Here is a 24,254-nt window from a genome sequence, read left to right on the forward strand (position 1 = left end):
CGGCGAGCGCTGGTGCCAGGCCCCGCGACGCCGAGGAGGTCCGCCGGACAGCCCCTAGTCGTTCTTCAGGACGAAGGACGTCTGCTCGGCCCCGAACCCGCTGAGCTTCGCCTGGACCAGATAGGTGCCCGTCGGCGCCTGCTCGCCCCTCGGCGTGGCGCAGTTCGGCGAGCTGTTCGCCCGGTTCCACGTCACGACGTACGTGGTGGTGCTGCCCGCCGGGACCTGCAGCAGATACGCGCTCTTGTCGACCGGGCAGTCGTCGCTCGCCCAGACGTGGTTGTCGTCCACATCCGTGACCGTGAGGACGGCCGCCGTCGGGCCGAAGTCCAGCTTGCAGGCGGTGCTGCCCGCATTGGCCGCCGTCAGCTTGAACTGCGGCTTCACACCCGGCTCGTACGAGTTCTGCGCGCTGCGCAGCGTCAGCGTGACGCTCCCGCTCGCGCAGTCCGGCAGCGTCGACCCGGCGGGCAGCTGCCCGCCACCGCCGCTACTGCTGCTGCCACCGCTCGACGTACCGCCGGTGTCGCCGGTCCCCGTGGTCGAGGAGGACGTGGCGCCGGCGCTGCCACCGCTGCTCGAACTGCCGTCCGTGGAGCCGGTGTCACCGCTGCCGCCGCTGGAGCCGCCCACCGACCCGCCCGGGCGGCTGCTGTTCAGCGGTCCGCTGGCGGAGGGCCCGGGGGTGATCGACGACACCGGCGTGTGGCCGTTGTTGCCGTTGGCACCGTTGCCACTGCCCCCGCCGCCACCGGAGTTGACGGCCCAGAGGACCAACAGCGCGAGCACTGCGGCCAGGCACGCCACAACGGCCCGTCGCCGCCAGTAAATGGACGACGGGAGAGGTCCCACGGGATTGCGCACAGAGCCCACGCGCAAACCTTATGCCGTCTGCCCTCAAACCAACGAGGCCACGCGGGACACGCCCGCAACTTGTGTGTCTAATGCCCCGTCCGGGGGCGGCCCGGACGGCCTGCCGCCGGCCCGGAGGGCGGGGGAAATGGATAGGCTCGGCAGGGCCATGAGTAAAGACCTCCACGCCCCCGTCATCGACTGGTTCGACGAGAACGCCCGCGACCTGCCATGGCGCCGCGCCGAGGCCGGCCCGTGGGGGGTGATGGTCAGCGAGTTCATGCTGCAGCAGACCCCGGTGAGCCGCGTGCTCCCCGTCTACGAGCAGTGGCTCGGCCGCTGGCCGACCCCGGCCGCGCTGGCGGCCGACCCCGCCGGTGAGGCGGTCCGCGCGTGGGGCCGCCTCGGCTATCCGCGCCGGGCGCTGCGGCTGCACGCGGCGGCCACGGCGATAGCGCAACTGCACGGCGGCGACGTGCCGCGCGACCACGCGCAGCTGCTGGCGCTGCCGGGCATCGGGGAGTACACGGCGGCCGCGGTGGCCTCCTTCGCGTACGGCCAGCGACACGCCGTGCTGGACACGAACGTCCGCCGGGTCTTCGCCCGGGCCGTGACCGGTGTGGAGTATCCGCCGCAGGCGACCACCGCCGCGGAGCGCCGTACCGCGCAGAAGCTGCTGCCGTCAGAGGAGGACACCGCCGCGCGCTGGGCGGCGGCGACGATGGAGCTGGGGGCGCTGGTCTGCACGGCCCGTACCCCGTCCTGCGCAAGCTGCCCGATCGCGGCGAGCTGCGCATGGCGGCTCGCGGGCTCGCCTGCGCATGACGGGCCGCCGCGCCGTGGCCAGACGTACGCCGGGACGGACCGGCAGGTGCGCGGGAAGCTGCTGGCGGTGCTGCGCGAGGCGCACGGGCCGGTTGCGCAGGCGGCGCTGGACCGGGTGTGGCATGAGCCGGTGCAGCGGGCGCGGGCGCTGGACGGGCTGGTGGCGGACGGCCTGGTGGAGCCGGTCGCGGACGGCGTGTACAGATTGCCCGGTTAGGGCCTGTCCGGCGGATCTCCGTGGGGAAGGAGCTGTGTCTGGTGCCTGCGATGGCAAGGCGGAGGAAGGAAGCGACGCGGAGCGTCGTTGACTGACGACAACGCCGCCAGCGCTGGTGCCAGGCGCCGCGACGCCACGGAGATCCGCCGGACAGGCCCTAAGGCGGCTGAGCCACGGCCGGAGAGGCCCTGTACCCATTCCGCCCCTCCGTTACACAACTGACGGCTTCCTGTGCGAGCGCTGAGCGTCCGCAGTCGCAGAAGCCGGACATCCGCTCCGTAGCGTCAGCAGGGTCGTGACCGGACGACACCGGACGGAGGGACCACCCATGGCGGCGAACGCCCAGCTGATCACCGAGCCCCAGGCCTGTACCCGGGCCCGGGCCCAGGCCCAGGTACTGGACTTCGAGGAGTACGTACGCAGCCGCCAGGACGCCCTGCTGCGCAGCGCCCGCCGCCTCGTGCCGGACCCGATCGACGCACAGGACCTGGTCCAGACGGCGCTCGCCCGCACCTTCCCCCGCTGGCAGGACATCGCGGACAAGGGCCTCGCGGACGCGTACATGCGCAGGGTCATGATCAACACTCGCACCGAGTGGTGGCGGCAGCGCAAACTGGAGGAGGTCCCCACCCCGGAACTCCCCGAGGGCATGATCGATGACGGCAGCGAGCAGCGCGCGGACCGCGCGATGCTGCTCGACGCGCTCGCCGTTCTCGCCCCCAAGCAGCGGCAGGTCGTGCTGCTGCGCCACTACCGGCAGCTCAGTACCGAGGAGACGGCGCACACGCTCGGCATGTCGGTGGGTACGGTGAAGAGCACCCTGCACCGGGCGCTGGCGCGGCTCCGCGCCGAACTGGAGCAGAACGGGCACCTCAACGGTTACAGCTACAGCAGGACGGAGGGCGTAGGCGCGTGCGCCGCAGCGTAGTCCCGATCGCCACCGCCGCCGGCGTCGCCGCGGTCGCGCTGTGCGGTGTGCTGATCGCCGTCGCCAGCTGCACGGGCTTCGGCGGCGTGCGCGAGGAGGGCATCGTCAGTACTGCCGCCACCGCCTCGGTGAAGGCCTACGCAACCCCCGCCATGACCCCCACCCCGGCCCCCGCCGTGAGCGCTGCCGAGGCCGCCACAGACCCGGTCAAGCTGGTGAAGAAGGACCCCAAGGTCGCCACCGACATACGCGAGGACCTGGTGGCCTGCGGCGACAGCGCCGACTCGTACCCCGTGGACACCCATTTCGGCGATCTCACGGACTCCCGGACCGACGACATGATCGTCAACGTCTCGACCTGCGCTGACGGCGTCGGCATCGGAAGCTACGTGTACGAGCTCAAGAACGGCACCTACCGCAACGTCTTCGCCGACGAGCAGCCGCCGGTCGTCGCCGAGATCAGCGGCGGCGAGCTGAAGGTCACCCATCAGGTGTACGAGCCGCAGGACCCGGTGTCGAATCCCTCCGGGGAGGACATCACCACCTACCGCTGGACGGGGTCGGGCTTCACGGAGATCTCGTCCACGCATCGCGCATACAAGGCCACCAAGGACTCCAATGGCTGAGACGCACGTCCTGTTCGTCGAGGACGACGACGTCATCCGCGAGGCGACCACCCTCGCCCTGGAGCGCGACGGCTTCAAGGTCACCGCCGTGCCCGAGGGCCTGGCCGGCCTGGCGGCCTTCCGCGAGCGGCAGCCCGATCTGGCACTGCTCGATGTCATGGTGCCGGGCCTGGACGGGGTCAGCCTGTGCCGCCGGATCCGCGACGAGTCGACTGTGCCCGTGATCATGCTCTCGGCGCGCGCGGACGCCATCGACGTCGTCCTCGGCCTGGAGGCGGGCGCCGACGACTACGTCACCAAGCCCTTCGACGGCGCCGTGCTGACCGCCCGCATCCGGGCCGTGCTGCGCCGCTTCAGCCAGGCCTCCGCGGCGGCCGCCGACCAGGCGGAGGCCGGGGTGATGTCCTTCGGCGACGTGGAGCTGGACCCGGACGCGATGGAGGTGCGACGCGGCGGCGAGCCGGTCGCGCTGACCCCGACCGAGATGCGGCTGCTGCTGGAGTTCTCGGCGGCGCCCGGCAGCGTCCTGTCCCGCGACCGGCTGCTGGAGCGGGTCTGGGACTACGGCTGGGGCGGCGACACCCGGGTCGTGGACGTCCACGTACAGCGGCTGCGGGCGAAGATCGGCCAGGACCGGATCGAGACCGTGCGCGGCTTCGGCTACAAGCTGAGAGGCTGACCTGTGGCGCGCATGCGCATGCGGCGCAGCGAACCCAGCAAGCCCGGCGAACCCGGCCCGCGCAGCGAAGCCGGCCCGCGCAGCGAAGCCGGCCCACGCAGCAAGCCCGGCAAGAGCGGGCTGCGCCTGAGGAGCGGGCTTCGCTGGAAGCTGAGCGCCGCGATCGCCGTCGTGTCGGCGCTGGTCGCCGTCGTCCTGAGCCTGGTCGTGCACAACGCCGCACGCGCAAGCATGATCGACAATTCGCGCGAGGTGCAGAACGAGCGCGTGCAGTTCGCCCAGCGGATCTACGAGTCCTCCGGCCGGCTCACCATAGACGCCCGCCTCGACGACCCCGCCCTGCCCGCCCCCCTCAAGCGGCCCGCCCGCGAGGGCAAGCCCGCCACCTACGTCCAGCAGACCGGCGGCGCCCCCGTCGTCTGGGCCGAGACCCCGCTGGCCGACGGCCGGATCCTGTCCCTGAGCAGCCCCTTCACCGACCGCTTCGCCGTCCTGGACGACCTCGACCAGGCCCTGATCGTCGGCTCGGCCGCCGTCGTCGTCGGCAGCACCGGCCTCGGCGTGCTCATCGGCGGCCAGCTCTCACGCCGCCTGCGCAAGGCGGCCGAAGCCGCGTCCCGGGTCGCCGACGGCGCCACCGACGTCCGCGTACGCGACGCCATCGGCGCCAAGGTGCGCGACGAGACCCACGAGCTGGCCCGCGCCGTCGACGCCATGGCCGACGCCCTGGCCGGCCGGCTGGAGGCCGAGCGCCGCGTCACCGCCGACATCGCCCACGAGCTGCGCACCCCCGTCACCGGTCTGGTCACCGCCGCCGAGCTGCTGCCCCCGGGCCGCCCCTCCGAGCTGGTACGCGACCGCGCCGCCGCCCTGCGCACCCTCATCGAGGACGTCCTGGAGGTCGCCCGCCTCGACGGTGCCGCCGAACAGGCCGACCTCCAGGAAGTCGCCCTCGGCGAGTTCGTACGCCGCCGGGTCGCCCTCGCCGAACCGTCCGCGCTCATCGACATCCGCCAGGACACCATCGTGCGCACCGACCCCCGCCGCCTCGAACGCGTCCTGGCCAATCTGCTGGCCAACGCCGTCCGCCACGGCAAGCCCCCGGTCGAGGTCAGCGTCTTCGGCCCGTACATCCGGGTCCGCGACCACGGCCCCGGCTTCCCCGACGACCTGCTGCGCGAGGGCCCCAGCCGCTTCCGCACCGGCAGTGCCGACCGTGCCGGCAGCGGTCACGGCCTCGGCCTCACCATCGCCGCCGGCCAGGCCCGCGTCCTCGGCGCCCGCCTCACCTTCAGCAACGCCCCGCCGCACGACGGCGGCGGGGCGATCGCCCAGCTAATCCTGCCGCGCGAGTAGGGCCTCGTCCGCGGGCTGCTCGGCGTCCGGCTTCGGGTCGGCGCCCCGCAGCGGGATCTCCTTCACGAACCAGGACGCCGCGAACGCGACCACGCTGATCACCGCGCCCCACAGGAACACGTGATGCGTGCCGTTGGCCACCGCGTGAAGGTAGGCGTCCTTCACCGCCGGCGGCAGCTTCGCCAGGCTCGCGGGATCCAGCTGCGGCGAGGACGATGTCGCCGCCGCCGCGGAGCTCCCCGCCCGGGCCGCCATGGTCTCCGTCACCTGATGGGTGAAGATCGCGCCGAAGAGGGACACGCCGAAGGAGCCGCCGATGGTCCGGAAGAGCGTCGAGGACGAGGAGCCGACTCCCATGTCCTTCATCTCGACGCTGTTCTGCGCGATCAGCATCGTGATCTGCATCAGGCAGCCCAGTGCCGCGCCCAGCACGGCCATGAACACCCCCGCCATGAAGCGGGTCGTGCCCGTGTCCATCGTCGACAGCAGATACAGACCGAGCACCATCAGCCCACCGCCGACGACCGGGAACACCTTGTACCGGCCGGTCTGCGTCGTCACCCGCCCGGCGATCAGCGACACCACCATCATCGACATCAGCATCGGCAGGAGCAGCAGCCCCGAGTTGGTCGCGGACGCCCCCTGCACCGTCTGCTGGTACAGCGGCAGGAAGGTGACCGCCCCGAACATGGTGAAGCCGACGAAGAACCCGACCACCGAGATCAGCGCGAAGTTGCGGCTGCGGAAGATGTGCAGCGGCAGCACCGGCTCGGCCGCCCGGGTCTCGACGTACAGGAAGGCCGCCAGCGCGCCGACCCCGAGCACCAGCAGCCCGATGATCTGGCCGGATGCCCAGTCGTACTGGTTCCCGCCCCAGGTGGTGATCAGCACCAGCGAGGTGATGCCGATGGTCAGCAGCCCGGCGCCGAGGTAGTCGATCCGCGCCTGCACCCGCTTCTTCGGCAGATGCAGCACCGCCGAGATCATGAACAGCGCCACCACGCCCAGCGGCAGGTTGATGTAGAAGCTCCAGCGCCAGCCCCAGTTGTCGGTGATCGACCCACCGATCAGCGGTCCGCCGATCATGGCCACCGCCATGACGCCGGCCATCATGCCCTGGTACTTCCCCCGCTCGCGCGGCGGGATCAGGTCGCCGATGATCGCCATCACGCCGACTATCAGGCCGCCCGCGCCCAGGCCCTGCAGCGCGCGGAACGCGATCAGCTGGCTCATGTCCTGCGCCATCCCGGACAGCGCCGAACCGATCAGGAACAGCACGATCGACGCCATGAAGACGCCCTTGCGGCCGTACATGTCGCCGAGCTTCCCCCAGATGGGGGTCGAGGCCGCGGTCGCCAGCGTGTAGGCGGTCACCACCCATGACAGGTGGCTGAGCCCGCCCAGCTCACCGACGATCGTCGGCATCGCGGTACCGACGATCATGTTGTCGAGCATCGCGAGCAACATCGCGATCATCAGCCCGAACAGCACCACGCGAACGCTTCGCTGCTTCGGTTCCTGTTTTGGTTCCTGCTCCGCCTCGGGCGCGGCGTCGGCGGTAGTCGCCATGATCAAGCTCTCCCCTACTTGCTGTGCTTCGCTGTGCTCATACGCACTTCGCACTTACTTGCCGACAGGCTAGTTCTTTAACGATACTGACACTAAGCAGCTACTAGCCGGGCGTCAAGCAAGTTAAAATCAGTGCAAAACAGCAGCATCAGGAGAGCAGCCATGATGGCCACGCCGCAGGTACGCCGGGGCGACACCCGCCAGCGCATCCAGGAAGTAGCCCTGGAGCTCTTCGCCGAGCAGGGCTACGAAAAGACCTCCCTGCGCGAGATCGCCGAACACCTCGACGTCACCAAGGCCGCGCTCTACTACCACTTCAAGACCAAGGAAGACATCCTCATCAGCGTCGCCAAGGACCTCGCCGGTCCCGTCGACGACCTGATCGCCTGGGCCGCCACCCAGCCCCGCACCCTCGCCACCAAGCGCGAGATCCTGCGCCGCTACAGCGACGCCCTCTGGGGCGCCGCAAACTTCTTCCGCTTCATGCAGGAGAACCAGGCCACCGTGCGCGAGCTCAGCATCGGCGAGACCTTCAAGTCGAAGATCGCCGCCCTGAACGGCCTCCTGCGCGAGCCCGGCTTCTCGATGACCGACCAGGTCCGCTGCACCGCCGCGCTCTTCTCGATGCACGCCGGCATGTTCGCCATGCAGAACATCGAGGGCGACCCCGAGGAAAAGCGTGCCGCCATCCTCGAAGTCGCCCAGGGCCTCATCACCGAAGCCCACCGGGATCAGACCGAAACGCCGTGATGCCTCAGGAACGCCAGCGGATTCACCGCCGACCCGTAAACGGGCGTCGTCCGGATCTCGAAGTGCAGATGCGGCCCAGTGGTATTTCCGGTGTTACCTGACAGCCCGATCCGCTCACCCTTGCCGACCGTCTCGCCGACGTGCACCTGAATCTTCGACAGGTGCCCGTACTGCGAATACGTCCCGTTCGCATGCTTGATCACGATGTTGTTCCCGTACGCCCCGCCCCACCCGGCCGTCACCACGGTCCCGGTGTGGACCGACCGCACCTTGGTGCCGGTCGGCACCGCGAAGTCCTGCCCCGAGTGCTTGTGCGACCACATACCGCCGCTCTGGTTGAAGCCCGCCGTCAGGGCGTACTTCGCCGACACCGGCTTCACCCACGGCCGCGCCTGCTCCGCCTTGGCGGCCTTCGCAGCCTTCGCCGCCCTGGCCTTGGCGGCCTTCACCGCCAGCGCCACCCGCTTGCTCCGGTCCGCCTTCACGGCGTCCGCCTTGCGCTCCTGCACCTGCGCCTGCGCACGCGTCGCCTTCGCCAGGCTCGCCGCCGTCCCCCGCGCCAGAATCCCGCCGCCCGGCGCCTGCTCCGCCGCGAACGCCGTCCCCGCCGTCCCCGCCGCACCGAGCGCCAACGACGCCACCAGGCCGGCCGTGAGTACGGCGGCCTTGCCGCGTATATGGGGCGTGACGTTGCTGCGCATACGGAATTACCTCGCTGAATCTGGGAATTACGAGCCGGACCGGCATCGCCATCCCTTGGTAACCCGCAATTGCGAAAACGCCAAGGACCGTGCGTACTACCCGAGGCAGTAGCAAGAAAACAGCCGCCTGAATCAGCCCACCCCCGCACCGACCACGCCCACTATTCTCCCTAGTAGGTGGAATAGCTCACGTGGCCCGCATCACCACCCCCGGGACCATTGGCATTACCCCTCCGGGACCAAAGTCCCCAAACCGATAGCCCCCGCCCCGGCGCCGCCCCTACCGTTGACCGGTGGACCCTCATCTCACCGACATCGAGCTCTCCGACGCCGTCCAGGCCATCCGCGACGGCCTCCTCACCGCCACCGACGCCGGTACCGCCACCGGCTCCCCCCTCCGCTTCGAGCTCGGCGACATCCACCTGGAGTTCACCGTCGAGCTCCGCCGCGACACCCGCGCCAAAGGCGGCGTCAAAGCCTGGGTCATCGACGCCGCCGCAGAAGCCGGGCGCGCCACCGCCCGCACCCACAAGGTCTCCTTCACCCTCAAGCCGGTGAACGCCGCCACCGGCACCGGCTGGCGCATCGCCGCCGACGACGAGGGCGACGCGAGCCACTTCACGGCCGACGGAGGCTGAGCGCGATGCCGGGCCCGGGGCCCGACCCCGTACGGGAGCGCATAGCGGCTGTCTTCTCCGGCGGCAGGCAGGGCAGCGGGTATCTGCTGACGCCCCGGCTCGTGCTGACGGCAGACCACGTCATCGCGGACGGCGAGGACATCCGCGTCGCCGTCCCGGGAGGCCTCGGCCCCGTGGAATGCGAATCGCTCTATTCATGGCGGACCGACAACTGCGACATCGCCCTCCTCTTCGCCAAGGAGGACCTCGGCCGGTTCCCGGAAACCCCGATGCGCTGGGGAAGGCCCACATCCCTCGCCCCCATCCGCGACTGCCAGGCCATCGGCTTTCCTCACGTCCAGCGCGGTCCCGACGGCAAGCTGGACACCGAGCAGCTCGTCGGCACCTTCAAACCCGGTTCCGGGTTACTCGGCGGCCGCTACGTCCTGGACAGCGACCACACCCCGCCCGTGCCACGGCCGGACGGCGGCTCGCCCTGGGCCGGCATGTCCGGCGCGGCCGTCTTCTCCGACGGCGTCTTCGTGGGCGTGATCACCACGGATCCGCACGGCTGGCAGCACGGCCGGGTAGAGGTCACCGCCGCACACGTCCTCCTGGACAACACGCGGTTCGCACACGAGCTGGCGTACTTCGACTTCACCCCCGTCGTCGTCACCCCGCCCGGGCAGCCCACCGACCCCGACACCGATTTCGAAGTCCGGTTGGCGGACTACACCGCCCGGCGTCACGGTACCCTCACCATCTTCGGCGTCGACCTCTCCGACTCCTCCCGCGCCGAGTGGCCCCTCGACGCGGCCTACCTCAGCCTGGAAGCCGCCGCCTCGGACCGCCGGGCGGGCGAGTACTCGACCGCCCGGGCCCCCGCCCCGCCCCAGCCCGCCGACCAGGCGCTGGCCGGCCACGACCGCGTACTCCTGCGCGGGGTCGCCGGCTCCGGCAAGACCACCCTCGTCCAGTGGCTCGCGGTCTGCGCCGCCCGCCAGGACCTCGGCGAGCACCTGCACCACCTCCGCGACCGGATCCCCTTCGTCCTCCCCCTGCGCACCCTCATCCGCCGCGAGGAACTCCCCGCCCCCGCGTTCTTCCTCTCTGCCGTACGCAACCCCCTCGCCGAGGCCCAGCCGCCCGGCTGGGCCTCCCGCGTCCTGGCCGCAGGGCGGGCACTCCTCCTCATCGACGGCATCGACGAGATCCCCGAACCCGACCGCGAACGCGTCCGCGTCTGGCTCCGCGACCTCCTCGCCGCCTTCCCCGGCAACCTCTGGCTGGTCACCTCCCGCCCCTCCGCCGTCGCGGACTCCTGGCTCGCCGCCGACGGCTTCACCGAGCTGACCCTCTCCCCCATGAGCCGCGACGACATCACCGCCTTCGTCGCCCGCTGGCACGCCGCCGTCCGCACGACCGTCCAGGACCCCGACGAACGGTCCCGCCTCGCCGCCTACGAGACCTCCCTCCTCGCCGCCCTGCGCACCAAACAGGACCTCGGCCGCCTCGCCACCAACCCCCTGATGTGCGGCCTCATCTCCGCCCTCCACCGCGACCGCCGCGGCTATCTCCCCCACGGCCGCAAGGAGCTGTACGACGCGGCCCTGTCCATGCTCCTCGCCCGCCGCGACCGTGAACGTGATCTCGACGTCCAGCTCACCGAGGAGCCCCAGATCCAGCTCCTCCAGAAGCTGGCCTACTGGCTGATCCGCAACGGCCAGGCTGAGATGGACCGCGCCGACGCCCTCGACCTCATAGCCGCCGCCCTCCCCGCGATGCCCGCCGTCGCCGCGCTCGGCAATGCCCGCCAGGTCTACGACCACTTCCTGCTGCGCAGCGGCCTGCTCCGCGAACCGGCCGACGGCACGGTCGACTTCGTCCACCGCACCTTCCAGGACTACCTCGGAGCCAAGGCCGCCGTCGAGGAGCGCGACTTCGACCTCATGGTCCGCAACGCCCACCACGACCAGTGGGAGGACGTCATCCGCCTGGCCGTGGCCCACGCCCGTCCCGCCGAGCGCGCCCGCCTCCTGCGCAAGCTCATCGCCCGGGGCGACCGTACGAAGTCCCACCGCACCCGCCTCCACCTCCTGGCCACGGCCTGCCTCGAACACGCCACCGAGCTGGACCCCGCCGTCCGCACCGAGGTCGAACAGCGTGCGGCCGCCCTCATCCCGCCTCGCTCCTACGAAGACGCCGGCGCGCTGGCCGCCGCCGGACCGGTTGTCCTGGAGCTGCTCCCCGGACCGGAGGGCCTGACCTACCGCGAAGCGGAGTTGGTTGTCGCAGCTGCCTCGTTCACCGCCTCCGACGCCGCCATTCCCCTGTTGGCACGCTTCCTGAGCCACACGTCGGCCGTCGTACAAGCCCAACTCGCCACGTCTTGGCCGCGTTTCGACACCGTTCGCTACGGCACCGAGATCATCGCCCGCCTCCCCGAGGGCGAGACGTACTTCGTGGCGCAGTCCCCCCTCGAACTCGACATCCTCCACAGTTTGGGCGGCCGACCGAACATGGCGGTCAACGGCGCATTCGGCCCGGACCGGCTCCTGGCCGGTCTGAGCACCGGGCGGCTCGCCCAGCTCGCCCTGCAGCACAACCCGGAGCTCGACGGGCTCGCCCTCATCGCCGGCCTCCCCGGACTGCGCGGCCTGCGCCTCAAGGACTGCCCGCGCATCAGCGATCTCTCGCCGCTGGCGGCGCTTTCCCTGGACTCCCTCTCCCTCGAGGCAATGCCGGGCGTCGCCGGTCTCCAGGGCTTGAGTGCACTGACCAAGCTGCGCGGGATCGAAATCCAGCAGCACATCCCGGGCACCAGCCTGACCGCCCTTCCCCGGGCGGCTCCGCTGACCTTTCTGAAATTCACCACGGGAGCGCTGCTCACCACCGGACTGCGCGGGCTGGCGCACTGGCCGACCCTGGAGCGTCTGAGCATCGCCTCCACCGCCGGTGAGCTGGCCCCGTCCGACTGGGCCGAAGCGGCCGCCCTGCCAGCCCTCACCGTCCTCACCCTCGATGGCGGCGTGATCAACGGGCCCCTGGCCGCCATCTCGCCCTGGCCGCTCATCCAGCACCTTCACCTCTACGACATCACCGCCGACGACAACTACGCAGCCCTCCCCCGCTGCTTCCCGGGCCTGCTCAGCCTCTCCGTCCTCGCGGACGACGACCGGATCGAAGCAGCGATCACCTCGGCCCTCCCCAACGTCCGACTCACCAGGTTCTGACCCCCAGGAGAAACCGCATGGCCAAACAGCTCGACGCCCTGACCCGCACCTGGCTCCAGGAACCCCGCTTCTGGCAGATGGCGACCCTGAACGCGGACGGGTCGCCCCAGCTGACCCCCATGTGGGCCGGCCTCCACGGAGCGGACGGAACCGAATACCTGGTGATCAACACCTCCGTCGGCCGCCTCAAGGAGGAGAACCTGCGCCGGGACCCGCGCGTGTCCCTCTCCTGCTTCGACACGGAGAACCCGTACGACCGGGTGGAGGTACGCGGCCGGGCCGTCCGCTTCATCGAGGGCGACGAGGCCGTGCGCGTCATGGACCGGCTTGCGCAGACCTACCTCGGCACGGAGACGTTCCCGTGGCTGATGGAAGGCGAGCAGCGGGTCGCGGTGCTGATCGAGCCGGAGCACGTGCACCGCACCGTCGGGGTCGAACCGTTCCGGGCGGGCAAGGGGCCGGGGGCCTGAGGAGGCGCGAAAACGGGGCTGCCCCGGACCGTGTGGTCCGGGGCAGCCCCGTTTCGCATTCAGCGGTGAGGAAGGACGCGCTACACGTCCTTGCTCAGGTTGGGCGCGCCACCGCTGCCGGCCGCCTCGATCGGCGGGGCATCGGCGACAGCGACCTTCTCCTCGCCGCGGAAGGTGAACTTGGCGGCTTCGCCTTCACCTTCCACGCCGACGACCACGATGTGGCCGGGACGGAGCTCGCCGAAGAGGATCTTCTCGGAGAGGATGTCCTCGATCTCGCGCTGGATGGTCCGGCGGAGGGGGCGGGCGCCGAGGATGGGGTCGTAGCCGCGCTTGGCGAGGAGGGACTTGGCCTCGGAGCTGAGCTCGATGGCCATGTCGCGGTCCTTGAGACGGTCGTCCACCTTGGCGACCATGAGGTCGACAATCTGGATGATGTCTTCCTCGGTGAGCTGGTGGAAGACGACGATGTCGTCGACACGGTTCAGGAACTCAGGCCGGAAATGCTGCTTGAGTTCGTCGCCGACCTTGGCCTTCATCCGCTCGTACCCGGTCTTGACGTCACCCGCGGCCGCGAAGCCGAGGTTGAAGCCCTTGGAGATGTCCCGGGTGCCGAGGTTGGTCGTCATGATGATGACCGTGTTCTTGAAGTCCACGACCCGGCCCTGGGAGTCGGTCAGGCGACCGTCTTCCAGAATCTGCAACAGGGAGTTGAAGATATCGGGGTGGGCCTTCTCGACCTCGTCGAAGAGGACGACGGAGAACGGCTTCCGGCGCACCTTTTCGGTGAGCTGGCCGCCCTCTTCGTAGCCGACGTATCCAGGCGGGGAGCCGAAGAGGCGGGAAACGGTGTGCTTCTCGCTGAACTCCGACATGTCGAGCTGGATGAGGGCGTCCTCGTCACCGAAGAGGAATTCGGCGAGGGTCTTCGACAGCTCGGTCTTACCGACACCGGACGGGCCGGCGAAGATGAACGAGCCACCGGGACGCTTGGGGTCCTTCAGGCCGGCGCGCGTACGGCGAATTGCCTGCGAGAGGGCCTTGATGGCGTCCTTCTGGCCGATGACGCGCTTGTGCAGCTCGTCTTCCATACGGAGCAGTCGCGAGGACTCCTCCTCGGTCAGCTTGAAGACCGGGATGCCCGTGGCCGTGGCGAGGACCTCGGCGATCAGATCGCCGTCGACCTCGGCGACGACGTCCATGTCGCCGGCCTTCCACTCCTTCTCGCGCTTGGTCTTCGCGGAAAGGAGCTGCTTCTCCTTGTCACGGAGGGAGGCCGCCTTCTCGAAGTCCTGCGAGTCGATCGCGGACTCCTTGTCCCTGCGCACGTCGGCGATCTTCTCGTCGAACTCGCGGAGGTCCGGCGGTGCGGTCATCCGGCGGATACGCATCCGGGAGCCGGCCTCGTCGATCAGGTCGATCGCCTTGTCCGGGAGGAAGCGGTCCGAGATGTACCGGTCGGCCAGGGTGGCTGCCTGGACGAGGGCCTCGTCGGTGATGGAGACGCGGTGGTGGGCCTCGTAGCGGTCCCGCAGACCCTTGAGGATCTCGATGGTGTGCGGAAGCGACGGCTCGGCGACCTGGATGGGCTGGAAGCGGCGCTCGAGGGCCGCGTCCTTCTCCAGGTACTTGCGGTACTCCTCCAGCGTGGTGGCGCCGATGGTCTGGAGCTCACCACGGGCCAGCATGGGCTTGAGGATGGAGGCGGCGTCGATCGCGCCCTCGGCGGCGCCCGCACCCACCAGGGTGTGGAGCTCGTCGATGAACAGGATGATGTCGCCGCGGGTGCGGATCTCCTTGAGGACCTTCTTCAGGCGCTCCTCGAAGTCACCGCGGTAGCGGGAGCCGGCGACCAGGGCGCCGAGGTCAAGCGTGTAGAGCTGCTTGTCCTTCAGCGTCTCGGGCACCTCGCCCTTGACGATCGCCTGGGCCAGACCCTCGACGACGGCGGTCTTGCCGACGCCGGGCTCGCCGATGAGGACCGGGTTGTTCTTGGTACGGCGGGACAGCACCTGCATGACCCGCTCGATCTCCTTCTCGCGCCCGATGACCGGGTCGAGCTTGGATTCACGGGCGGCCTGAGTCAGGTTGCGGCCGAACTGGTCCAGGACGAGGGAGGTCGAGGGGGTGCCCTCGGCCGGGCCGCCTGCCGTGGCGGCCTCCTTGCCCTGGTAGCCGGAGAGCAGCTGGATGACCTGCTGCCGGACCCGGTTCAGATCGGCGCCCAGCTTGACCAGGACCTGGGCGGCGACGCCCTCGCCCTCGCGGATCAGGCCGAGCAGGATGTGCTCCGTACCGATGTAGTTGTGGCCGAGCTGGAGGGCCTCTCGGAGCGACAGCTCCAGGACCTTCTTGGCCCGGGGGGTGAAGGGGATATGCCCGGACGGGGCCTGCTGCCCCTGTCCGATGATCTCCTCAACCTGCTGGCGGACCGCCTCGAGCGAAATCCCGAGGCTCTCCAAGGCCTTAGCGGCGACACCCTCACCCTCGTGGATGAGACCCAGGAGGATGTGCTCAGTGCCGATGTAGTTGTGGTTGAGCATCCGGGCTTCTTCCTGAGCCAGGACGACAACCCGCCGCGCGCGGTCGGTGAACCTCTCGAACATCGTTATCGCTCCTCAGAGCGGTCGGGCAGTTAGGGGTCGGTCCCCTCCCTGTCCTTCCGCATGCTAGTCCCGCACAGCGGGGCAGCTCTTCTCAACCGTCGACACCCGGCCGGGACCGTTAGCCCCAACCAGCCGACAACAGCTCCAACCCGATGGTGCGAGACGATGTTCCCGCAGGCCAGGCGGATGCACCTTTATCCAGTACGCCCAGGGCGAACGCCCTCCTCGCCGACACGCCAGTCGTCCCTTCCCACTAGGAGTTTCTTACCCGCTCGCACTGACACTCCATGCCGTATTCACCATAGGTGTCTGCTAAGGGCGAACAGGCTTGCGCGGGAATGGGCCGATCGGCGGGCGTCCGGTGATTACGGAAGGTAGCGCTGCACCACTCTTCGTAACCTGAAGCGCTCGGGTCAGTTGCATACGGCATGGACGCGTACGCGTACGACGTGCTCGATGTACCGGCCGAAGCGGGCTTCGCGGTCCTGGACCGCTTCCCCTCGGCGGATTCCACCGGCCCGGTGGCCCTGCGCGGGCGGCGGATGCAGTTCCTGGTGGCGCCGGGCGGCGCGGAGGAACTGCCGGGGCTGCTGGAATGGCTGGAGTGGGGCGGGATCCCGCTCGATCTGGTGCCGCTGAACGGCAGGGAGGCCGCCTGCCACCATTACGCCTCGGTGTGGCTGCGGCCTCCCGGTCCGGAGGGGTGCCTGCCCGCGCTCAGCCTTACGGCCGGCGCGGCGGGCGTCGGCCTGGCGGCGCTGGTGTCCGCACTGGCGAACGCCTGCCACCGGGTCCGGCTGCTGCGCTACGTGCCGGATCAGCCGTGTTCCTTCTCGTACGCCTCGCGAATGGTCGCGGGGACGCGGCCGCGGTCGTTGACCTCGTAGCCCTTCTCCTTGGCCCACGCGCGGATCTTCGCGGTGTCCTGGCCCGCCGGGGAACCGCCACGGACGGCGCCCTTGGGCGCGCGGCCACGGCCGGCCCGGCCACCGGTGCGGCGACCGCTGTCCAGGTAGGGGGTCAGCAGACCACGAAGCTTGTCCGCGTTGGCGGTGGTGAGGTCGATCTCGTACGTCACTCCATCGAGTGCGAACGTCACGGTCTCATCCGCCTCGCCGCCGTCGAGGTCGTCAACAAGAAGGACCTGAACCTTCTGTGCCACCGGCTTCCCTTTCATCGAATACGGATTAACAGTAAAAGCAAAGCGCCTTTTCCCCGAAAACACAAACCCCTTGGACGAACTGCTTGGGATCTGAGCACGCTCTCGGGGAACGATTCGGACATACCGACAGTTCGGTCCGCAGTTCAGAGGTGCAGCAGCATGCGGCTGTTACCCAAGGTGTTGGGTTTCACTCGTTCGAGGTCCAGGAACTCCGCGACTCCCTCGTCATTGGAACGCAGCAGCTCACCGAAGACATCACCGTCGACCGGTGTCTCGCCGATCTCGACGAAGCCGTGCTTCGCGAAGAAGTCCACTTCGAAGGTGAGACAGAAAATTCGCCGTACTCCCAGCCAGCGAGCGGTGTGCAGCAGCTTCTCCAGGACCAGGTGACCGATACCCTTGCCGTGGTGCGCGGGATCCACCGCAAGAGTACGCACCTCGGCAAGGTCCTCCCACATCACATGGAGAGCGCCGCAAGCGATGACTTCGGCGTCCTGATCGCGTTCGGCGACCCAGAACTCCTGGATGTCCTCGTAAAGAGTCACGGTCGGCTTGTCGAGCAGGATGCGATCGCGCACATAGGAGTCGAGCAACGCCCGGACGGCATGCACATCGCCCGTACGCGCCCGTCGGATCGTGACGTCTTTTGATGCAGGGGACATGAGCGGACGCTATCGCCCGCCGGGTTCGTCCGGCGCCGCGGGGTCGGTGGACTGCACCACACGCATTGCGTCACGCAGCGCTTCTCGCTGTTCCGGCGACATCATGCCGAAGAAGGCCACAAGGGCGGCGGCGGGGTTGTCGCTCGCGGACCAGGCCTCGTTCATCAGAGCCGCCGAGTAAGCGGCCCTGGTGGAAACCGCCTCATAGCGATAGGCGCGGCCTTCGGCTTCCCGCCGGAGCCAGCCCTTCTGATGGAGGTTGTCCATTACGGTCATGACCGTCGTGTAGGCGATCGTACGGTCCTGGCGCAGGTCTTCCAGCACTTCGCGAACCGTCACCGGGCGGTTCCACTCCCACACCCGGGTCATGACGGCGTCTTCGAGGTCACCCAATGGACGCGGCACACCCGAATACTAGTCGCGCGCCAGTGGCAAATGCCGGAAATAATCCGGAAGGGACCTGCTGACGGATCTCCGTGGGAAGGAGCGGCCCGCCGCGTCAGCGGCTGATGTCACTGCGGCGCCTGTGATTGCAAGCGGAGGAAGGAAGCGACGCGATGGGGGTGCCCCCTGCTCGAGCGGAGCCGAGAGCTTGGGGGAGTCGTTGACTGACGACAACGCCGCAAGCGCTGGTGCCAGACACCGCGACGCCGCGGAGATTCGTCAGCAGGTCCCTGGGGCGACAGGCACCGGAAGAGCTCTAGAGCCTGTCCGCCTGTCGGGTGGCCTCCGCCTGGGCGAGGGCGGAGTCCACCGCGGCGTCTTCCTTCGACTTGTTGGCCCCGCCCTGGCTCTTGATCAGAGTCCGGATGAGGAAGATGAAGGCGATCGCCATCACCGTCGGGGGCACGAGTGCGGAGACGTAGTCCATGCGTCCAGGGTAGTCACGGCGCCTCCGCGCCTTTCAGCCGGTCGCCCGCTGCTCCTCCTCGGGAGGCGGGGGCTTGGGCGGGTCCTGGGGAGCCGGAGGGCTGTCGGGACGGCGCTTGGGCCAGATCTCGCCGGGGGTCGGTACCTTGCGCTTGGGGTCGGCGCCGGGTTTGCCCTTCGTGGGCTCCCCGCTGCGCCCGCCGGGGAGGGCGAGCAGCCGGGGCCGCACCGGGCCGGCCGGGGCCGGGATGCGGGCCTCCAGACGCGCCCGTACGTCCAGCTCGGCGAGCTGCTCGCAGCGGTGGAGCAGACCGAGCCGGCGACGCTGCTCGATGGCCCCGCAGGACTGGGCGCGCAGCATGCGCAGCGCGGCCAGGTCGTCGGGCCCGGGGACGTACCCGGTGTCGAGCGCGCCGCGCAGCCGTTCGAGATAGCCGGCGGAGCTGCCCGGCAGGGCGGCCCGGTAGCGCGCGAGCTCGGCGAACAGAAAGGTGCGCAGGCGTCCGCCCTCCCGGCTCGCCTCCTCCACCGCCTCGGCGAGCCGGAGGCAGTCCTGGACATCCTCGGGGGTGGGTCGGGTGCTGCTGGACTGAAGGGCCGCTGCGAGGGCGCGCCGGAGCACGCGCAGTTCATCCGCGCTGAACGCCATACCGCCTCGGGACCCGTGTGGCGTGGGCATGAGATGACTTTACGTACTAACCGGACAAACGCCGCGTAACCAGATATGCCCGGCGTGCCGTGGCCCGTCCTGCATTCGCTACGTCGTCGTGGCCACGTTGCGCTCGTAGACCAGGCGCAGGCCGATCAGCGTGAGCCAGGGCTCGTGGACGTCGATGGTGGTGGACTCGCCGAGGACCAGGGTCGCAAGGCCGCCGGTGGCGATGACGGTGACGTCGTCGGGGTCGTCGGCGAGCTCGCGGGCCATGCGCTCGGCGACGCCGTCGACCTGGCCGGCGAAGCCGTACAGGATGCCGGACTGCATGGCCTCGATGGTGTTCTTGCCGATGACGCTGCGGGGGCGGGTGAGCTCGACCTTGCGCAGCTGCGCGCCGCGGGCGCCGAGGGCGTCGACGGAGATCTCGATGCCGGGGGCGATGGCTCCGCCCGCGTACTCGCCGCGGGCGGTGACGGCGTCGAAGGTGGTGGCGGTGCCGAAGTCGACGACGATGCAGGGGCCGCCGTACAGGTGGACGGCGGCGGCGGAGTTGATGACCCGGTCGGAGCCGACTTCCTTGGGGTTGTCGGTGAGGACGGGGATGCCGGTCTTGACGCCGGGCTCGACGAGGACGGCGGGGACGTCGCCGTAGTAGCGGCGGGTGACCTCGCGCATCTCGTGCAGGACGGAGGGCACGGTGGAGCAGATGGCGATGCCGTCGATGCCGTCGCCGAGCTCCTCGCCGAGCAGCGGGTGCATGCCCATGAGGCCGTTGAGGAGGACGGCGATCTCGTCGGCGGTACGGCGCTGGTCGGTGGAGATGCGCCAGTGCTCGACGATGTCCTCACCGTCGAAGAGCCCGAGGACGGTGTGGGTGTTGCCGACGTCGATGGTGAGGAGCATCAGTTACCCGTACGGAGATCGAGGCCGATGTCGAGGATCGGGGAGGAGTGGGTGAGGCCTCCGACCGCCAGGTAGTCCACACCGGTCTCGGCGTACGCGCGGGCGTTGGCGAGGGTGAGGCGGCCGGAGGACTCCAGGGCGGCCCGGCCGGCGACCAGGGCGACGGCCTCCTCGGTCTCGGCGGGGGTGAAGTTGTCCAGCAGGATCAGGTCGGCACCCGCGTCCAGGACCTCGCGGACCTGGTGGAGGGTGTCGACCTCGACCTCGATGTCCAGGTCGGGGAACTCCTCGCGGACGGCCTTGAAGGCGTTGGCCACGCCGCCCGCCGCGATCACGTGGTTGTCCTTGACGAGGGCGGCGTCGGACAGCGACATGCGGTGGTTGACGCCGCCGCCGCAGCGCACCGCGTACTTTTCCAGCGCGCGCAGGCCGGGAGTCGTCTTGCGCGTGTCGCGTACGCGGGCCTTGGTGCCCTCCAGGGCGTCCGTCCACGCGCGGGTCGCGGTGGCGATGCCGGACAGGCGGCAGAGCAGGTTGAGCGCGCTGCGCTCGCCGGTCAGCAGGTCGCGGGTGCGGGAGCGTACGGAGAGCAGCACCTGGTCGGCCTCGACCCGGTCGCCGTCCTCGACGTGGCGCTCGACCTCGAACTCGTCGGTGCAGACCACGGACAGGATCGCCTCGGCGACGCGCAGGCCGGACACCACGCCCGCCTCGCGGGCGGTGAAGTCGCCGGTCGCGACGGCGTCCTCGGGGACGGTGGCCACGGTCGTGACGTCCACGCCGCCGTCCAGGTCCTCGGCGATCGCCATGTTCGCGATGTCCTCGACCTCGATCGGGTCGAGCCCGGCGTCGGCGAGGAGCTGGGCGAGCGCGGGGTCCAGGCCGCACTCGTACGCCTCCTCGGAGCCGCCTGCGCAGCCGCAGTCGTCGCCGCACCCCCCGGCCGTCTGCTCAGGCGGGAGGAGGGGAAGTTCGGGCGTGCTCATGAGTGCTGCTCCGTTTCGGGGCGGGTGAGCGGGAAGTCTGCCGTATCGGTGGTGCTCACGGCCAACGTGCGCCCGGGGGTCAGGCGTACGACCAGGTGGCGGCGCCAGGCCGCGTCGTCGCGGTCCGGGCGGTCCTCGCGCCAGTGGCAGCCGCGGGTCTCCTCGCGGCGGCTCGCGGCGGCGACCAGCACCCGGGCGACGAGGAGGAGGTTGGACGCCTCCCAGGTCTCCACGCACGGCTCGGCGGTCTTGCCGTCCCGCTCCAGCTCGTCCACGGCCTTGTCGTACAGCCCCTCCAGGGCGGTGGCCGCCTGCCGCAGGCTGTCCGCGCTGCGCAGGACGCCCGCGCCCCGCGTCATGACGCGCTGGATCTCGAACCGGGTCTCGTAGGACAGCAGCGGGAAGGTGCTCGGGTCCGGGATCACCGGCTCGCCGGGGGACTGGGGGTCGGCGGTGATGTCGGCCGCGATGCGCTCCGCGAAGACCAGGCCTTCGAGGAGCGAGTTGGAGGCCAGGCGGTTCGCGCCGTGCACCCCGGTGCAGGCGACCTCCCCGCAGGCGTACAGGCCCGGCACGGTGGTGCGGCCCCGCAGGTCGGTGCGCACACCGCCGGAGGCGTAGTGCGCGGCGGGCGCCACCGGGATGGGCTCGGTCACCGGGTCGATGCCGTTCGCCCGGCAGGCGGCGAGGATGGTCGGGAAGCGGTGCTCCCACATGTCGGCGCCGAAGTGGCGGGCGTCGAGATACATGTGCTCGGTGCCCTGCTCGCGCATGCGGCGCATGATGCCCTTCGCGACGATGTCGCGCGGGGCCAGCTCGGCCAGCTCGTGCTGCCCCTGCATGAACCGCACGCCGTCCGCGTCGACGAGATACGCGCCCTCGCCGCGCACCGCCTCCGAGACCAGCGGCTGCTGGCCCTCGGCGTCCCGGCCGAGGAACAGCACGGTGGGGTGGAACTGGACGAATTCCAGGTCCGAGACCTCCGCCCCCGCGCGCAGGGCAAGGGCGACTCCGTCGCCGGTGGACACGGCCGGGTTCGTGGTGGCGCTGAAGACCTGGCCCATGCCGCCGGTCGCCAGGACGACGGCCTTCGCGCGGACCGCGCCCACTCCGTCGCGCTGGCCCTCGCCCATGACGTGCAGGGTGACGCCGGCGGTGCGGCCCCCGGCGTCGGTGAGCAGGTCCAGGACGAGCGCGTTCTCGATGAACTCGATACCGGCGGCCCGGACCGCCTCTATCAGGGCGCGCGAGATCTCCGCGCCCGTCGCGTCGCCGCCCGCGTGCGCGATCCGGCGGCGGTGGTGGCCGCCCTCCCGGGTCAGCAGGATCTCGCCGCTCTCCGGCGCCGTGTCGAACTGCGCACCGGTCGCGATCAGCCGGCGTACGGCGTCCGGGCCCTCGGTGACCAGGATCCGGACCGCTTCGTGGTCGCACATGCCCGCGCCCGCGACCAGCGTGTCGTCCTCGTGCTGGGCGGGGGTGTCCCCGTCGCCGAGCGCGGCCGCTATGCCGCCCTGCGCCCAGCGGGTCGAGCCGTCGTCGAGGCGGGCCTTCGTGACCACCGTGACGCGTTCGCCCGCGGCCGCGCAGCGCAGCGCCACGGTAAGGCCGGCCACGCCCGAGCCGACGACCACGACATCGGCCTCGTGCGTCCAGCCGGGCGCGGGGGCGTGCAGGGTGATACCGGTCGAGGTGGCCGACGGTATGGCGGGCACGGTGCCGTTCACGCGGCGCCTCCGAACTCCAGGGGGATGTTGTCGATAAGGCGCGTCGTGCCGACCTTGGCCGCCACGGCGAGCACGGCCGGGCCGGTGTGGTCCGGTGCGGCGTCGGTGAAGTCGCGGGGGTCGATCAGGGCGACGTAGTCGAGGGCGATCGGGGGCTCCATCCGCGCGGCGTCGTCCAGGATCGCGCGCGCGGCGCGCAGGACGGCCCGGGGGCCGCGCGGGACGGCCTGTGCCGCCGTGAACAGCGCGCGGGACAGCTCACGGGCGGTCACCCGCTCGGCGTCCGACAGGTAGCGGTTACGGCTGGAGAGGGCGACTCCGTCGCCCTCTCGGACGGTGGGTACGCCCACGATCTCGACCGGGAAGTTGAGGTCGGCCGCCATGCGGCGGATCAGGGCGAGCTGCTGGGCGTCCTTCTGGCCGTAGAAGGCGACATCCGGCTGGGTGAGGTGCAGCAGCTTGGCGACGACGGTGAGCATCCCGTCGAAGTGGCCGGGGCGGGACGCGCCCTCGTAGCGCCCGCCCATCGGGCCCGCGGTGATGCGGACCTGGGGCTCGCCGCCCGGGTAGACCTCGTCGGCGGAAGGGGCGAACACCACGTCCGCTCCGGCCTGCTCGGCGAGCTTGAGGTCCGCCTCAAGGGTGCGGGGGTAGCGGTCGAGGTCCTCGTTCGGGCCGAACTGGAGGGGGTTGACGAAGACGGTGACGACCACCTCGCCGTCGTCGCCCGCATGCTGCCGCGCCGTACGGATCAAGGTGGCGTGGCCCTCGTGGAGGGCGCCCATGGTCATGACGACGGCCCTGGTGCGGCCGTCCCGCGCGGCCCGGCGCAGTTCCCCGGCCGTTGCCGGCAGGTGTACGGTCACCGCTCCCCCTCGTCGCGCAGCACGTCCAGCAGCGCCACCGCCAGCTCCGGCTTCAGCATCCCGTTGGCCAGCGCCCGGTCGGCCGTCGCGCGGGCCATCGCGAGGTACGAGGCGACGGCCTGGGGCGAGTGCTTGCGCAGCTCCACCAGGTGCGCGGCGACCGTGCCCGCGTCGCCGCGCGCCACCGGGCCGGTCAGGGCGGCGTCGCCGGAGCGCAGGGCGTTGTCGAGGGCGGCGCCGAGGAGGGGGCCGAGCATGCGGCCGGGCTCGGAGACGCCGGAGGCGCGCAGGAGTTCGATGGACTGGGCGACGAGGGTGACGAGGTGGTTGGAGCCGATGGCGAGGCCCGCGTGGTAGAGCGGGCGGGCGGACTCCTCGATCCATTCGGGCTCGCCGCCCATCTCGATGACGAGGGCTTCGGCGGCCATGCGCAGCTCGTAGGGGGCGGTGACGCCGAAGGAGCAGCCGGCGAGCCGCTGGACGTCGACCGAGGTGCCGGTGAAGGTCATGGCGGGGTGCAGCGCGAGCGGAAGCGCGCCTGCGCGCAGGGCGGGTTCCAGGACGCCGACGCCGTACCGCCCGGAGGTGTGCACGAGCAGCTGGCCGGGGCGTACGGCGCCGGTCTCGGCGAGGCCGGAGACCAGTCCGGGGAGGGCGTCGTCGGGCACCGTGAGGAGCACCAGCTCGGCCTTGGCCAGCACCTGGGCGGGCTCGACGAGGGGGACGTCGGGCAGGAGGTTGGCGGCGCGGCGGCGGGAGGTGTCGGAGACGCCGGAGGCGGCTACGGGGTGGTGCCCGGCCAGGGCGAGGGCAGCGGCCAGCGCGGGGCCGACCCGGCCCGTGCCGACGACGCCGACAGTGAGGCGGGCGGGGCGCGCCTCGGCGTCGGAGGGTGTGTGCGATGCGTTCACGCTCGTGCTGGCCTTCCGTTCCAGTCCTCGCGGGGTACCGGACGTACGGCTTCATGCTACGGGAGTGTTTCCGGCCGCCTGCC

At 70.6% G+C, this 24,254-nt stretch carries 24 protein-coding genes; 10 read left to right on the forward strand and 14 right to left on the reverse strand.

Annotation, left to right across the window (positions count from 1 at the left end):
- Window positions 1-54: 54 nt before the first annotated feature.
- Window positions 55-789, reverse strand: coding sequence for a hypothetical protein (locus tag OG607_RS19120; RefSeq protein ID WP_405724534.1), 735 nt, complete (start codon window positions 787-789; stop codon window positions 55-57).
- A 211-nt stretch (window positions 790-1,000) separates the two neighbouring features.
- On the opposite strand from OG607_RS19120, the gene OG607_RS19125 reads away from it, so the two are divergent.
- From OG607_RS19125 to OG607_RS19145, 5 genes are all read left to right on the forward strand, one after another.
- Window positions 1,001-1,894, forward strand: a complete 894-nt coding sequence (locus OG607_RS19125; protein WP_405724536.1) for an A/G-specific adenine glycosylase — start codon at window positions 1,001-1,003, stop codon at window positions 1,892-1,894.
- Window positions 1,895-2,222: 328 nt separating this feature from the next.
- Entirely contained in the window at window positions 2,223-2,822 is a 600-nt protein-coding gene (locus OG607_RS19130; protein ID WP_405724538.1) for a SigE family RNA polymerase sigma factor, read from the forward strand.
- Entirely contained in the window at window positions 2,807-3,448 is a 642-nt protein-coding gene (locus tag OG607_RS19135) for a hypothetical protein (protein WP_405724540.1), read from the forward strand. The genes OG607_RS19130 and OG607_RS19135 overlap by 16 nt, the downstream gene beginning before the upstream one ends.
- Window positions 3,441-4,127: a two-component system response regulator CseB gene (cseB, locus tag OG607_RS19140; protein ID WP_405724542.1), complete on the forward strand. Its 687-nt coding sequence runs from the start codon at window positions 3,441-3,443 to the stop codon at window positions 4,125-4,127. The genes OG607_RS19135 and cseB overlap by 8 nt, the downstream gene beginning before the upstream one ends.
- A 12-nt stretch (window positions 4,128-4,139) precedes the next feature.
- A complete protein-coding gene (locus OG607_RS19145) occupies window positions 4,140-5,483 on the forward strand; it encodes a sensor histidine kinase (RefSeq protein WP_405724544.1) in 1,344 nt (447 codons plus the stop codon).
- Here OG607_RS19145 and OG607_RS19150 read toward each other — a convergent pair.
- On the reverse strand, window positions 5,463-7,052 hold the full coding sequence (locus OG607_RS19150) for an MDR family MFS transporter (protein WP_405724546.1): 1,590 nt from the start codon (window positions 7,050-7,052) through the stop codon (window positions 5,463-5,465). The two genes, OG607_RS19145 and OG607_RS19150, sit on opposite strands and share 21 nt — an antisense overlap.
- 162 nt (window positions 7,053-7,214) lie before the next feature.
- Here OG607_RS19150 and OG607_RS19155 point away from each other — a divergent pair, with 162 nt between their 5' ends.
- Window positions 7,215-7,802, forward strand: a complete 588-nt coding sequence (locus OG607_RS19155) for a TetR/AcrR family transcriptional regulator (protein ID WP_405724548.1) — start codon at window positions 7,215-7,217, stop codon at window positions 7,800-7,802.
- On the opposite strand, the gene OG607_RS19160 is transcribed toward OG607_RS19155, so the two are convergent.
- On the reverse strand, window positions 7,784-8,503 hold the full coding sequence (locus OG607_RS19160; RefSeq protein WP_405724550.1) for a M23 family metallopeptidase: 720 nt from the start codon (window positions 8,501-8,503) through the stop codon (window positions 7,784-7,786). The genes OG607_RS19155 and OG607_RS19160 overlap by 19 nt on opposite strands.
- 293 nt (window positions 8,504-8,796) lie before the next feature.
- Here OG607_RS19160 and OG607_RS19165 point away from each other — a divergent pair, with 293 nt between their 5' ends.
- The 3 genes from OG607_RS19165 to OG607_RS19175 are packed head-to-tail and all read left to right on the forward strand — an operon-like array spanning window position 8,797 to window position 12,823.
- Window positions 8,797-9,141: a trypco2 family protein gene (locus OG607_RS19165; protein WP_405724552.1), complete on the forward strand. Its 345-nt coding sequence runs from the start codon at window positions 8,797-8,799 to the stop codon at window positions 9,139-9,141.
- Between the two features lie 5 nt (window positions 9,142-9,146).
- On the forward strand, window positions 9,147-12,353 hold the full coding sequence (locus OG607_RS19170; RefSeq protein ID WP_405724554.1) for an NACHT domain-containing protein: 3,207 nt from the start codon (window positions 9,147-9,149) through the stop codon (window positions 12,351-12,353).
- A 17-nt stretch (window positions 12,354-12,370) separates the two neighbouring features.
- The gene (locus tag OG607_RS19175; protein WP_405724556.1) at window positions 12,371-12,823 is read left to right on the forward strand and encodes a PPOX class F420-dependent oxidoreductase; all 453 of its coding nucleotides are present in this window, start codon (window positions 12,371-12,373) and stop codon (window positions 12,821-12,823) included.
- An 80-nt stretch (window positions 12,824-12,903) separates the two neighbouring features.
- Here OG607_RS19175 and OG607_RS19180 read toward each other — a convergent pair whose 3' ends face one another.
- Window positions 12,904-15,429, reverse strand: a complete 2,526-nt coding sequence (locus OG607_RS19180; RefSeq protein ID WP_329314118.1) for an ATP-dependent Clp protease ATP-binding subunit — start codon at window positions 15,427-15,429, stop codon at window positions 12,904-12,906.
- 428 nt (window positions 15,430-15,857) lie between these two features.
- Here OG607_RS19180 and OG607_RS19185 point away from each other — a divergent pair, with 428 nt between their 5' ends.
- On the forward strand, window positions 15,858-16,316 hold the full coding sequence (locus tag OG607_RS19185) for a hypothetical protein (protein ID WP_405724559.1): 459 nt from the start codon (window positions 15,858-15,860) through the stop codon (window positions 16,314-16,316).
- Here OG607_RS19185 and OG607_RS19190 read toward each other — a convergent pair.
- From OG607_RS19190 to OG607_RS19235, 10 genes are all read right to left on the reverse strand, one after another.
- The gene (locus OG607_RS19190) at window positions 16,247-16,591 is read right to left on the reverse strand and encodes an Lsr2 family protein (RefSeq protein WP_405724561.1); all 345 of its coding nucleotides are present in this window, start codon (window positions 16,589-16,591) and stop codon (window positions 16,247-16,249) included. The two genes, OG607_RS19185 and OG607_RS19190, sit on opposite strands and share 70 nt — an antisense overlap.
- 143 nt (window positions 16,592-16,734) lie before the next feature.
- Window positions 16,735-17,253, reverse strand: coding sequence for an amino-acid N-acetyltransferase (locus OG607_RS19195; RefSeq protein WP_405724563.1), 519 nt, complete (start codon window positions 17,251-17,253; stop codon window positions 16,735-16,737).
- 9 nt (window positions 17,254-17,262) lie between these two features.
- A complete protein-coding gene (locus OG607_RS19200) occupies window positions 17,263-17,658 on the reverse strand; it encodes a BlaI/MecI/CopY family transcriptional regulator (protein WP_329314126.1) in 396 nt (131 codons plus the stop codon).
- A gap of 295 nt (window positions 17,659-17,953) precedes the next feature.
- Window positions 17,954-18,124, reverse strand: a complete 171-nt coding sequence (locus tag OG607_RS19205; protein ID WP_405724565.1) for a hypothetical protein — start codon at window positions 18,122-18,124, stop codon at window positions 17,954-17,956.
- 33 nt (window positions 18,125-18,157) lie between these two features.
- A complete protein-coding gene (locus tag OG607_RS19210) occupies window positions 18,158-18,802 on the reverse strand; it encodes a hypothetical protein (RefSeq protein ID WP_405724567.1) in 645 nt (214 codons plus the stop codon).
- Between the two features lie 78 nt (window positions 18,803-18,880).
- Window positions 18,881-19,681 carry a type III pantothenate kinase gene (locus tag OG607_RS19215; protein ID WP_405724569.1) on the reverse strand — a complete coding sequence of 267 codons (801 nt, stop codon included), beginning with the start codon at window positions 19,679-19,681 and terminating at the stop codon, window positions 18,881-18,883.
- On the reverse strand, window positions 19,681-20,667 hold the full coding sequence (gene nadC / locus OG607_RS19220) for a carboxylating nicotinate-nucleotide diphosphorylase (RefSeq protein WP_405724571.1): 987 nt from the start codon (window positions 20,665-20,667) through the stop codon (window positions 19,681-19,683). Before nadC ends, OG607_RS19215 begins: the two co-directional genes overlap by 1 nt.
- Complete coding sequence (locus OG607_RS19225; protein ID WP_405724573.1) at window positions 20,664-22,394, reverse strand: L-aspartate oxidase; 1,731 nt, start codon at window positions 22,392-22,394, stop codon at window positions 20,664-20,666. The genes nadC and OG607_RS19225 overlap by 4 nt, the downstream gene beginning before the upstream one ends.
- Window positions 22,391-23,260 carry a pantoate--beta-alanine ligase gene (gene panC, locus OG607_RS19230; protein ID WP_405724575.1) on the reverse strand — a complete coding sequence of 290 codons (870 nt, stop codon included), beginning with the start codon at window positions 23,258-23,260 and terminating at the stop codon, window positions 22,391-22,393. The genes OG607_RS19225 and panC overlap by 4 nt, the downstream gene beginning before the upstream one ends.
- Window positions 23,257-24,171 (reverse strand): Rossmann-like and DUF2520 domain-containing protein, encoded by a 915-nt coding sequence (locus tag OG607_RS19235; protein ID WP_405724577.1) that lies wholly within the window; start codon window positions 24,169-24,171, stop codon window positions 23,257-23,259. The genes panC and OG607_RS19235 overlap by 4 nt, the downstream gene beginning before the upstream one ends.
- Window positions 24,172-24,254 lie beyond the last annotated feature (83 nt).

Origin of the sequence: Streptomyces sp. NBC_01537, assembly GCF_045040445.1 — a bacterium.
Taxonomy (GTDB): domain Bacteria; phylum Actinomycetota; class Actinomycetes; order Streptomycetales; family Streptomycetaceae; genus Actinacidiphila.